This window comes from Periweissella beninensis (assembly GCF_016908275.1).
GTDB classification, from domain to species: Bacteria; Bacillota; Bacilli; order Lactobacillales; family Lactobacillaceae; genus Periweissella; species Periweissella beninensis.
Map to the genome: position 1 here is coordinate 1 of NZ_JAFBDN010000035.1, position 10,506 is coordinate 10,506.

At 34.0% G+C, this 10,506-nt stretch carries 13 protein-coding genes; 5 read left to right on the forward strand and 8 right to left on the reverse strand.

All coding sequences use genetic code 11. The features are described 5' to 3' along the window. Window positions 1–165: 165 nt before the first annotated feature. From era to JOC59_RS08510, 4 genes are read right to left on the reverse strand one after another with little or no spacing between them, the layout of a single operon-like run. Window positions 166–1,074: a GTPase Era gene (gene era, locus JOC59_RS08495; RefSeq protein ID WP_205144339.1), complete on the reverse strand. Its 909-nt coding sequence runs from the start codon at window positions 1,072–1,074 to the stop codon at window positions 166–168. Between the two features lie 39 nt (window positions 1,075–1,113). After that, on the reverse strand, window positions 1,114–1,542 hold the full coding sequence (locus JOC59_RS08500) for a diacylglycerol kinase family protein (RefSeq protein ID WP_205144340.1): 429 nt from the start codon (window positions 1,540–1,542) through the stop codon (window positions 1,114–1,116). Continuing rightward, window positions 1,520–1,999: an rRNA maturation RNase YbeY gene (gene ybeY, locus JOC59_RS08505; protein ID WP_205144341.1), complete on the reverse strand. Its 480-nt coding sequence runs from the start codon at window positions 1,997–1,999 to the stop codon at window positions 1,520–1,522. Before ybeY ends, JOC59_RS08500 begins: the two co-directional genes overlap by 23 nt. Then, the gene (locus tag JOC59_RS08510; protein ID WP_239517083.1) at window positions 1,999–2,964 is read right to left on the reverse strand and encodes a PhoH family protein; all 966 of its coding nucleotides are present in this window, start codon (window positions 2,962–2,964) and stop codon (window positions 1,999–2,001) included. Before JOC59_RS08510 ends, ybeY begins: the two co-directional genes overlap by 1 nt. A gap of 206 nt (window positions 2,965–3,170) precedes the next feature. Between JOC59_RS08510 and JOC59_RS08515 the strand changes: the two genes are divergently transcribed. Then, complete coding sequence (locus JOC59_RS08515) at window positions 3,171–3,494, forward strand: DMT family transporter (protein WP_205144342.1); 324 nt, start codon at window positions 3,171–3,173, stop codon at window positions 3,492–3,494. A gap of 252 nt (window positions 3,495–3,746) precedes the next feature. On the opposite strand, the gene JOC59_RS08520 is transcribed toward JOC59_RS08515, so the two are convergent. Genes JOC59_RS08520 through JOC59_RS08530 form a run of 3 tightly spaced genes read right to left on the reverse strand, consistent with a single transcriptional unit; the run spans window position 3,747 to window position 4,987 of the window. Further along, window positions 3,747–3,953 (reverse strand): hypothetical protein, encoded by a 207-nt coding sequence (locus JOC59_RS08520; protein ID WP_205144343.1) that lies wholly within the window; start codon window positions 3,951–3,953, stop codon window positions 3,747–3,749. A gap of 2 nt (window positions 3,954–3,955) precedes the next feature. Beyond that, the gene (locus JOC59_RS08525) at window positions 3,956–4,738 is read right to left on the reverse strand and encodes a cation:proton antiporter domain-containing protein (RefSeq protein WP_205144344.1); all 783 of its coding nucleotides are present in this window, start codon (window positions 4,736–4,738) and stop codon (window positions 3,956–3,958) included. Between the two features lie 12 nt (window positions 4,739–4,750). After that, window positions 4,751–4,987 (reverse strand): hypothetical protein, encoded by a 237-nt coding sequence (locus tag JOC59_RS08530; RefSeq protein ID WP_205144345.1) that lies wholly within the window; start codon window positions 4,985–4,987, stop codon window positions 4,751–4,753. A 347-nt stretch (window positions 4,988–5,334) separates the two neighbouring features. On the opposite strand from JOC59_RS08530, the gene JOC59_RS08535 reads away from it, so the two are divergent. Together JOC59_RS08535 and JOC59_RS08540 are read left to right on the forward strand one after the other, a co-directional pair. Next, entirely contained in the window at window positions 5,335–5,958 is a 624-nt protein-coding gene (locus tag JOC59_RS08535; RefSeq protein ID WP_205144346.1) for a hypothetical protein, read from the forward strand. Between the two features lie 106 nt (window positions 5,959–6,064). Next, window positions 6,065–6,925: a DegV family protein gene (locus JOC59_RS08540; RefSeq protein ID WP_205144347.1), complete on the forward strand. Its 861-nt coding sequence runs from the start codon at window positions 6,065–6,067 to the stop codon at window positions 6,923–6,925. A gap of 263 nt (window positions 6,926–7,188) precedes the next feature. Here JOC59_RS08540 and ribB read toward each other — a convergent pair whose 3' ends face one another. Beyond that, window positions 7,189–7,851, reverse strand: a complete 663-nt coding sequence (gene ribB / locus JOC59_RS08545; protein WP_205144348.1) for a 3,4-dihydroxy-2-butanone-4-phosphate synthase — start codon at window positions 7,849–7,851, stop codon at window positions 7,189–7,191. Window positions 7,852–8,175: 324 nt separating this feature from the next. On the opposite strand from ribB, the gene JOC59_RS08550 reads away from it, so the two are divergent. Further along, window positions 8,176–9,138: an acrylyl-CoA reductase family protein gene (locus tag JOC59_RS08550; RefSeq protein WP_205144349.1), complete on the forward strand. Its 963-nt coding sequence runs from the start codon at window positions 8,176–8,178 to the stop codon at window positions 9,136–9,138. A gap of 185 nt (window positions 9,139–9,323) precedes the next feature. Then, window positions 9,324–10,427 (forward strand): hypothetical protein, encoded by a 1,104-nt coding sequence (locus JOC59_RS08555; protein WP_205144350.1) that lies wholly within the window; start codon window positions 9,324–9,326, stop codon window positions 10,425–10,427. Window positions 10,428–10,506 lie beyond the last annotated feature (79 nt).

Genomic DNA, 10,506 nt, shown 5'->3' on the forward strand with positions numbered 1-10,506 from the left:
AATTACAAAAAAACAACTAATCCAAATTATGAATTAGTTGCTTAATAAATTAATTTAATTATTTAGTCTATCAGTACCATTTGACAAAGAGCCTAGAAAGGAATATCTCCGTAGCCCATTTTAGCTACAATAAGGTTACAGCCTTATTTTTAGCTAATTTTGTATTTAATAGTCTTCTTCAGAATAACCATATGTTTGTAATGCTTGCGGTTTATCACGCCACCGGTCCTCTACTTTAACCCATGTTGTTAGATTAACTCGGTCACCAAGCAAGCGTTCGATATCTTTGCGAGCTCGAATACCAATTTCTTTAATAACACTTCCTTGTTTACCGATGATAATCTTCTTTTGACCAGGACGATCAACAATAATCGTTGCACTAATTTGCACTTTTTGTTCACTTTCCCGCTCAATTTTTTCAATAACTACCGCGACTGAATGTGGAACTTCTTGACCAGTTAATTGCAGGATTTTTTCCCGAATTAGTTCACTAATCACAAAACGTTCAGGGTGATCGGTTATTTGATCTGCTGGGAAGTATTGTGGTCCAACTTCTAACCGTTGAGCTACTGAGTTAACTAATTCAGCAACATTTACACCACTTTTAGCGGAAATAGGAAAGACTTCTGACCAGTCTAGCGCATTTTGGTAACTATCCATAATTGGTAATAGATCATTCGGATGCACTAAATCAATTTTATTAATAACCAAATAAATCGGGGTACTAGTAATTTCCTTTAATCTTTCAATAATGAAATTATCCCCACCGCCACGTTCTTCATTAGCATTAACAACAAACCAAATCGCATCTGCTTCATGTAACGCTGAAAGGGCTGATTTAACCATAAAATCACCTAAACTATTATGTGGTTTATGAATTCCTGGCGTATCAATAAAAACAATTTGTTCATTTTCAGTAGTATAAATACCTTGAATTTTGTTCCGAGTTGTTTGGGCTTTATTTGACATAATCGCAATTTTTTCACCCATAATATGATTAAGTAATGTTGATTTACCAACATTTGGTCGACCAACAATTGCCACAAAGCCTGATTTGAAGTTTTTTTCTGTCATTTTTTCCTCTTTCTTACGATCCCCGTTGAACACGGACAACTATAAATGTAACTCAATGAAATAATAAATATATGGTGCAAAGATTAATAAACCAATCACGACCGCAAAAGCTGCCGCAATTAAAGTACTAGCTGCCGCTACGTCTTTGGCTGTCTTAGCTAATTCATGATACTGGTTTCCCATTACTAAATCAACTATTGCTTCCACAATTGTGTTTAAAAATTCCGCTGTGATAACAGAAGTAATCGCCACACAAATCCATAACCAGTCGGAACGACCAATTTTAAAATAAAAGCCAATTGCAATCACCAAGATGCTTGCAATAATATGAAAACGCATATTTCGCTCATCTTTGACAACTAACCATAGCCCATTTAGAGCATGCCCCAACGATTGCAAAAAATTATTATTTTTAGTAACCTGTGGCACTCTATGTGCGTTTTTTTTACCTTTCCAACCCGAATGCATCTAAAATCTCCCGTTGCAATGTAAACATTTCTTGTTCTTCACTAGCCTCCATATGGTCATAGCCATTTAAATGTAAAAAACCGTGAACTGCCAAGAAACCTAGCTCTCGTTCAAAAGTATGACCTAAATACGTTGCTTGCTCCGCCACTTTTTCAATTGAAATTAAGATATCACCGATATTACGGCCTAAGTCAGCTTGCATTTGGGCATCAAAGACCAAGGCTAGTTCTTCATCATCTTCTTCTTCGATTGCAAAACTAATAACGTCGGTTGGCTTGTTGACCCCTCGATATTCAAAATTATATTTTTGAATTTCAGCATTATCCATAAAAGTAACTGACATCTCAGTCTCAGCTGGTAATTTAAGGTATGTTCCGGCAAAATCTAAAATATCCTTAACCAGCTTTCGATGTGTTTCACTAAGCTGATTGGTATTATCAATTAGTGCTATATCCATTAATGATTCTCCTTTTGTTGATCAAATCGATCATATGCATTAATAATCAAACCAACCACGGGATGACGAACCACGTCAGTCGCATCAAAATTAATAAATTCAATATGCTTGACATTGGTTAAAATTAATTGGGCTTGTCGCAAACCTGACTTAGCACCATTGGGTAAATCAATTTGGGAAATATCCCCATTAACGACCATTTTAGCACCAAAACCTAACCGGGTTAAAAACATTTTCATTTGCGCCGTAGTTGTGTTTTGTGCTTCATCCAAAATAATAAAGGCATTGTCTAACGTTCGCCCGCGCATATAGGCTAGTGGTGCAATCTCAATAGTGCCCCGATCCATTAATCGCTCAGTATGTTCTTTACCTAAAATAGCGTATAAAGCATCATAGATTGGCCGTAAATAAGGATCAACTTTTTCCTTTAGATCACCAGGTAAAAAGCCTAACGATTCACCGGCCTCAACGGCTGGTCGGGTAATAATAATACGTTCAACTTCCCCCTTCTTCAAGGAAGCAACGGCCATGACAACGGCTAAATAGGTCTTCCCGGTTCCAGCAGGTCCAATTCCAAAGGTAATATCATGATTACGAATGGCATGAATGTATTGCCTTTGGCCATAATTTTTAACGCGCACAGGACGTCCTTTATCATCTCGTAGCAATGTTTCCGAATAGAGATCTTGAAAATATTCTAAGGTCCCACGCTCTGCCATCGTCATGGCACTAACGACATCAGTTGCGTTAAGTTTAACACCAGTTTTAATAAGATAACTCAATTGTTTTAGAATTGAAAAAACACTCGCAACAGCTTCTGTTGATCCACTAATTTTAATTTCATCACCAAATGCCCTTACAGTTACATCCATACCTTCTTCTAGTAATGTCAGGTAACTATCTTGGGCGCCTAATAATCCAGCTTGTTGTTCTGCATTTTCAATTTTGAAAATTTTTTCTTCCAAACGACTATGTTCTCCTTATAATAACGACAAATTTCTTTAATTATAGCATAATAACAACTTTTAAACCGGACGATCAAGTTGAATATCTTAATTTTTTAACTATTTTAAAATTTTACTATTTAAATATAAATCAACTAAAAAGTACTTTAAAATGCACTAAATATAGTAAAATGACGAGATATACTATTTTAGTAAGGAGCTTATACATGGTTTATTTTTGGTTAATACTGGCAATTTTTAGCGAATTAATCGCAACATCTTTATTGAAAATAAATGCAACACTACCAAAAACAACCCCGATAATACTTATCGGGATTGTGATCTTTTACACGCTGAGTTTTTTTGCATTGGGCAAAACGATGGCCACCTTACCAACAGGCGTGACATATGCAATTTGGTCGGGAATTGGTATCGTCATTTTAACCTTAATTGATATTATCATCTACCGTATTACCTTTAATTGGCAAAGTTATTGCGCAATTATCCTAATTGTAATCGGTGTTATTATGCTTAACTTAAATAAAAGTTAACTTTCCTTAGTCTGGTTTTTTACCGGACTCTTTTTTAGCTAGTTTTCCTGATTGTAATTATTATTATTTTTTGTATAAATATATTCATCTAATAAAATTTGTTGATGTAAGGCTTGCCACAAGGTAAAATCAATCTTTTCAGTAGCATACAAATTAGCTAAATAGTCTTTTTCAACCCGAAAGACTTTTAAAAAAAGCGTAAATAACTCTTGCTTTGGGACCTGAATTTGACTAATTAAAAGATGCCTTTGTTTATAATGACGATATACTAATGAGCGCGGTCACCTTAGTTACTTGATATTTTTGCATCACAAATTTTAAGCTAATCACAGGGACAATTAGACTAATAATAACTACTGACCCTGCTACAAAAATAATAGGAAGCCGCATTTTGATACTATTTGGAATCGATAAAGCTAACGCCAACGTAATTGTCCCGTTGGCACCGCTCAATGTCATTACTAATGCATCCAGCCACCGATTAGGGCTTTTTTATGCATCCAAATAAAATAGCGGGTCCAGCCTAGTCTGATTGCAAATTTCACAATATAAATCATGACTGCTAATAAGCTTAATTGGCCTAATAACTCCGGTTGCGTCTTGAATAATTGATAACTGATTTTAGGTAATAATAACCCTAATAAAATAAATACTAAACCGTTTAAAATATTTTCTACTAGTAGCCAAGTATTTTGACTAACAATTTGCCGTTCACTGGCTGAAAATTGTAATCGTTTAGGCTCAATGCTTTGAATTAATCCTGTCGCTACAACTGCTAAAATGCCCGAAAAACCTAATTCATCAGCCCAATAATAAATTAAAAAAGGGGTTAATAATTCTAAAATCAGTATAACAGTTACGTTGTTATCACCCAATTGTGTCAGTTTTTGCCGTAATTTTGCAATCATCATTCCCAACAAAGCTCCAAATAATAGCCCACCGATAAACTCTTTTGCAAAATCAAACAGCGCTTGTTGCATTGAAAAATATCCTGAAACATACGTTGTTAGTGCTAATTCAAAAAGCACGATACCTGATGCGTCATTAAATAATGATTCATTTTTTAAAATTATCTGCGGAATTTTAAACCGTGCTGTATCGCCACTAACAGAACTAACGGCGGCTGCATCTGTTGGTGTCACAATGGCTATTAGTGCAAATGCCAGACTTAGTGGTAAGAGGCCATACACGGCGTGCACTAACGTTAAAACTGTTAAAGCAACTAAAATAATTGCTAATGACAAAATGTTGATAGCTCAACGTCCTATCCAATAACGTGATGCACCCTTAGCTTCAATATACATTAATGGTGCAATAATCAAAAATGTGAATAAATCAGGATTAAAGGTTAAGTTCAAATACAAGGGAAATCCGCTAAACAGCATTCCTAGTCCAATTAAAATAAATGGTAATGGTACTTTGGACCGCCGGCCTAATAAATGCGCTAAAACAATTACTATTCCTAATGACAAAATCTTAGTAATATTTAGCATACACATATTCCTTTCAATTTAGTATCACCTAATTATTTCTAATTGCAGTCTTTCATTAAAATTATATTGTATTCTACAACTGATAACCATCATTTGTTCGCTATCCTCCGTTAGTACTTATTACTTACATACTAGTTGATCAACAAAAAATAAGTATAATATGCTACTTTAGCCTATTAAATCAACTTAATTAGTAATATTTTATGCATGTAATTTTTATCATCTTTTAATCCTAACTTCCACTAACTATTGCTATAATTAAAGATTATTAAGTATTTTAGGAGGGACTAATCATTTTTAATAAACTTTTCACACCTTGGCAATCACTATATTTAGAAGATCAATCAATGTTTATGGTAAATTTATTTAAAAAAATCAAACAACGTCGTCGTGAAATTTTTTCATTGTGGGCAGTTTTTGCTTTTTTCATTATTTTAAACAGTTCCATTGCTTTTAATGATGTTAATAAAGAAACTGTGACCATTTATCAAACAACCCAGGTCAAAATATTAGCCACCTATCGTAATGGGCTCATTCAGAGTAACGGTCGCGCACCAATGATTTATCATTTAGCTTTACCCACTGGTCAAAAAATTCGAATTCATTTTTCAAAAATGCCCACAAAAAAGCAAATTCGACATGGTAAGCTAACTACACAATTAGCTGACAAAACTAATTTCACTAACCATCAAAAACTGACGTTATATAATGTTAAATTAATTCAAGGTAACATAATTAGTCAAAATATCTATGTAACGAGTTTAAAAAATGCCCAGGCACAAAAGAGACTATTGCTTAATACAAAAAGCTTTACATTAGTAAAAATAATTAGTGAAATGTTGCAATATTTACTTATTGATTTACTAGTAGTACTTTTATTGTCAGTCATTTTTTTTAAAGAAAATCAACCGGAAGAGACCAACCAAATCATTGCTAATACCCAAGCTGCATATGTTCAAATGCCCAAATAGTCCGAATAATTTTATTTAAGTTTGTCGAATGCCCCTTACTATTTATAATACTTGCGAGTATAATTTAATACGATAATAAAGTTAGGATAATGGTATAGAAAGTAATATGACAAAAATAAAAATTGTTACAGATTCATCTGTACAACTTACCCCAGAAGAAATTAGTGAAAATAATATTAGTATCATTCCCCTTTCCGTTGAAATTAATGAAACTAATTATGTTGACGGCGTTGATATTACGCGTGAAGAGATTGTAACCTTTCTAAAAAAAGGCCAAATTCCCAAAACGTCGCAACCAGCGATCGGTAAAATGGTCGAAACTTTTAATCAATTAGGGGCTGATGGCAGCCATATTATTGCCATTATGATGAGTGATACCTTAAGTGGTACTTATCAAACAGCTGTTAATGCCCGTGACTTGGCCGATACCGATGTTACTGTCATAAATAGTAAAAGTACTGACCGTGGCCTTGCTTTTCAAGTTTTAGCTGCAGCAGCTGATGCTAAAAATGGTAAATCAGTTACTGAAATTGTTGCGCATTGTACTGATATTAAAGAACGCACTGAAATTTCAGTTTTAATTGATAATCTCGATGCCTTGGTTCAAGGTGGTCGTCTAAATCGTTTTGCTGGCGCGTTAACTAACCTCTTAAATATCAAAATTGTGGTTAAACTGCTTGAAGATGGATTACATATCGTTTATAAGGGCCGTAGCCGTAAATCATTATTAAAATATGCGCGTGAAATTCATGCTGCTCATACAACTAACAAAATTCAAAAACTTTCGTTATCTAACGTTGATACGGATGCAGCCTTTTTAGATAGTTTAGAAACAGAAATTCTTGATGAGCAATTACCAGAACCTATTTTACGACGCTTAACGAGTCCAATTATCATGGCACATACTGGTGTCAATGCCGTCGGTGTAATTACATTGAGTACGGAAAAAGTTGATGAAGCTGTTTAAAATTAATTGTTATTTAGTATTTTGCTACTACCAATTAAAAGCACTATCGAGCAATATCTCAACTGCATAAAAAATAAAACTTTTGGCAATAAAAAACGCCCCTGTTAAAAATTTAGCATGGGCGTTTTTTTGATTAATGACTGTTTTCATGTTGATCATCACATTTCAACACACTAAATTTAAAATTGCCAATTCCGCATTTAAAATCTAAAAAAGCCAAGAAGTGTATACTTGTTGGCTTTTAATTGTAGAAAATTTAAATATTATGCTTCTATTAATTGTTGACTAGCATCACTTAAATTATGTTCATCTAAGTATGCTGTCATTTGCGAAATTGTAATATAAGGTACCTTTAATTTTTCAGCTAATTGGAATAAATCATCACGAGTTGCCATGTGACCATCATTACCTAAAACTTCAATAATAATAGCAGCTGGTTCACTTTTAGCAAGATAAGCCAAATCAACAGCCGCTTCAGTATGGCCAATCCGTGTTCGAATTCCTTTGTCTTGGGCAATTAAGGGTTGAATATGACCAGGACGATTAAAGTCGCTAGCTTTAGCGTTGGGATTAGCAATATGTTTAATTGATGCTGCCCGATCAAATGCTGAAACACCGGTAGTTACTCCCGTTGCTTTATAGCCGCCATCAACGGTTATTGTAAATGGTGTTTGATGAGGATCAGTACTATTAGCAACCATATCTGTTAGTCCTAAATTATTAGCAATCTTGGCACTAACTGGAACACACATTAAGCCATTCGCTTCTTTGAGCATTTGATGAATAATTTCTGGTGTCGCCGTACTTGCTAGTGCTACCAAATCACCTTCATTTTCACGATCCTGATTATCGGAAAGAATGATAAAGCCACCCTTTTTTAAGTGTTCCACTGCTGTTTTTACGCTTGCAAATTTATTTTCTGACATTACTAATCTTAACCTTCCGCCTTCTCTTTTTACGTTCATTGTTCGTGAACAATTTAAATATTAACTTAAAATCAATACTAAATCAACCAAAAAACGAACTATTTTAAGTTTTTTTATTATATCGTACGTTTAAATTAGAAAGAATTAATTTTTTAGCGCTTTTTTATTCTTTTTGGTAAATCACCTGAATTATGTTTAAAGTAATTTAATATGTTTAATTTTACCAAATCTTGCTACACGATGCTGTTATAATGATTTCATGTGCTAGAATCAGTATTAACATGAAATAAATGCTTTTCTATTTGTCATTAAAAGGAGATGCCTATGCACGCTTTAGTCGTTAATAACACTAATAACAATCTGACATATCAATATGAAGATATCCCTCTCCCACCACTTAAAAAGGAAGAAGTTCTTGTTAAAATAGTTTACTCTAGCCTTAATCATAAAGACCTTTTAGCATTTAAACCAAATAGTGGAGTCGTAGCCCAATATCCGATGGTCCCTGGTATTGATTTAAGTGGTATCGTATTAGCAAGTAAACATGCTAATTTTAAAGTAGGTGATCAAGTTTTAGCAACTGGCTATCAATTGGGGGTTGCCCACTTTGGTGGCTTTGCAACGCAAGCCATTGTCCCGGGGGCTTGGTTACATAAAGTGCCAACTAATTTAACGTTAAAGACTAGCATGATCTTGGGTACAGCTGGTTTAACTGCAGCCTTAGCAATTAACAAGTTATTACAAGAAGGCATGCAACCTACTGCTTCCCTTTTAGTCACAGGTGCCACCGGTGGTGTGGGTTCAATTGTTTTAGCTATCCTCGCTCAACTAGGCTTTACTGATATTACCATTTTAATTCATCAAAGTATGCTAGATACTAAAGAATTTGCTAAATACAATAAGCTTAAAATGGAAGATATTGATACTAAAAAATTACTTGCTAAGCAACATTTTTCCTTTGTAATTGACTGTGTTGGTGGTGCAATAACCGGGGCTGTTCTTAAAATGATTAAATATGGAGGTGCCATGACTGTATGTGGTAATATCGTTGGTAATACCTTTAATAGTTCGATTTTGCCATTTATTTTACGGGGAGTTACCTTATTTGGTATCGACTCAGTTGCTATCACCAAAAAGCAACGCAACGAGCTTTGGCAGCTATTAGCAACCACGTGGGCATTTACGCCAACTTTTCCAGTTAAGGAACTTAAATTTAAAGATTTACAAACTTTTATTGATACACATGATACGAAATTAATTGGTCGTACTATTATAACCAATAGCTAATCCGCATCGTGATAATTATGGGCATTAAGTACATCCTAAGCAGAAACTTAAGCTAGCTAAAATCGTCTCACTAATCCGGTACTCCTTTGGCTACCATTTTTTATTTTTTTACCTTCATCTATTCAAGGCCCAAAATAAAAGGTATATAATCAAAGAAGCAATAAAAAGGAATTGGGAATTGACTAATGAAAAAAAATATCAAGGTTAGTGGTATATTATTCTTAGTAGCAGTTATCATAATATTACCTCAGCTAGCACAGCACGCACTAATTTTAGGGCCTGATGCCCTCTTTCACTTTAATAGATTTTTCGATACTGAACAACAAATTGCGCATGGCAATTTACAGTACTTTATAACTACCTATGGTTTTTCTCAATCAGGACGCATTGTGAATGCCCTCTATGGCCCCTACATTGCTTATTTTAATGGTTTTTTACTTTATATTTTAAAATCTTGGTTTTGGTATCAAATTATTTCTAGTATTTTCGTTTGTTTCATCAGTGGTGTTAGTATGTATTACCTACTCATCCGTAATAAGATAAATTATTACTATGCGCTCTTTATTGCAGTATTATATATGCTGACCTATGGGGTTACCGCATGGATTACTACTCAACAATTTATAGCATGGGGCGCAATGTTGGTGCCATTAGGTTTAGCAGTAGCAACTAGATTAATTAGCGCACCCCAAAAACCAATTAATGTTGTCGAGATGAGTTTAGTTACGACATTGTTTATTCAAACACATGTGTTATCATCATTAATTTTAATTTTTATTTATATTATTTTCTTCGTTATTTCACTGTTTAGAGTTACTGACAAGTACAAGTTATGGCGCAGTTTGGTTGTTGCAATCGGCATAACTAGCTTACTAACAAGTAATATTTGGGTCATCTTGTTGGCAGCTTATCATGGTAATCACTTAATGTCGCCATTCTTAAATTTATTTCCACTAAAATTTGGAGTTATCAATTTTCCAACTGATAATAAGCTTCTTTATCCTTTTGCGATTATTTTTATACTCCAAATTGGCACCCTATTTTTTAAAATAACGAATGTTAGCTTCTTAAATCGTGTGGTTACTATATTGGGCGCAGTTTTAATAATCTGCACATTACCAATCCTACCATGGAATTATTTATTTACTCATTTACCATTTATTAGTATTTTGCAATTTCCATTTAGGTTTTTCCCTTTCGCCGAAGCGCTCCTTTTGTTAGGATTTGGCTTAACACTTAATAATTTAACGTTAGCTAAGCCAGTTAATAATATCCGAAAATTTCAATAACAAGTTAGCCACTTGGACAAAATAAATTGAATCCAAGTGATATCAGTATTTGAAGTTTATAAATATGTCTTTAAGCGCC

Bases quoted from the DNA above. Each gene is read 5' to 3' on its own strand.
- era (WP_205144339.1), bottom strand. From the start codon at position 1,074: ATGACAGAAAAAAACTTCAAATCAGGCTTTGTGGCAATTGTTGGTCGA.
- JOC59_RS08500 (WP_205144340.1), bottom strand. From the start codon at position 1,542: ATGCATTCGGGTTGGAAAGGTAAAAAAAACGCACATAGAGTGCCACAG.
- ybeY (WP_205144341.1), bottom strand. From the start codon at position 1,999: ATGGATATAGCACTAATTGATAATACCAATCAGCTTAGTGAAACACAT.
- JOC59_RS08515 (WP_205144342.1), top strand. From the start codon at position 3,171: ATGGTTTATTTTTGGTTAATACTGGCAATTTTTAGCGAATTAATCGCA.
- JOC59_RS08520 (WP_205144343.1), bottom strand. From the start codon at position 3,953: ATGACATTGAGCGGTGCCAACGGGACAATTACGTTGGCGTTAGCTTTA.
- JOC59_RS08530 (WP_205144345.1), bottom strand. From the start codon at position 4,987: ATGCTAAATATTACTAAGATTTTGTCATTAGGAATAGTAATTGTTTTA.
- JOC59_RS08535 (WP_205144346.1), top strand. From the start codon at position 5,335: ATGTTTATGGTAAATTTATTTAAAAAAATCAAACAACGTCGTCGTGAA.
- JOC59_RS08540 (WP_205144347.1), top strand. From the start codon at position 6,065: ATGACAAAAATAAAAATTGTTACAGATTCATCTGTACAACTTACCCCA.
- ribB (WP_205144348.1), bottom strand. From the start codon at position 7,851: ATGTCAGAAAATAAATTTGCAAGCGTAAAAACAGCAGTGGAACACTTA.
- JOC59_RS08550 (WP_205144349.1), top strand. From the start codon at position 8,176: ATGCACGCTTTAGTCGTTAATAACACTAATAACAATCTGACATATCAA.
- JOC59_RS08555 (WP_205144350.1), top strand. From the start codon at position 9,324: ATGAAAAAAAATATCAAGGTTAGTGGTATATTATTCTTAGTAGCAGTT.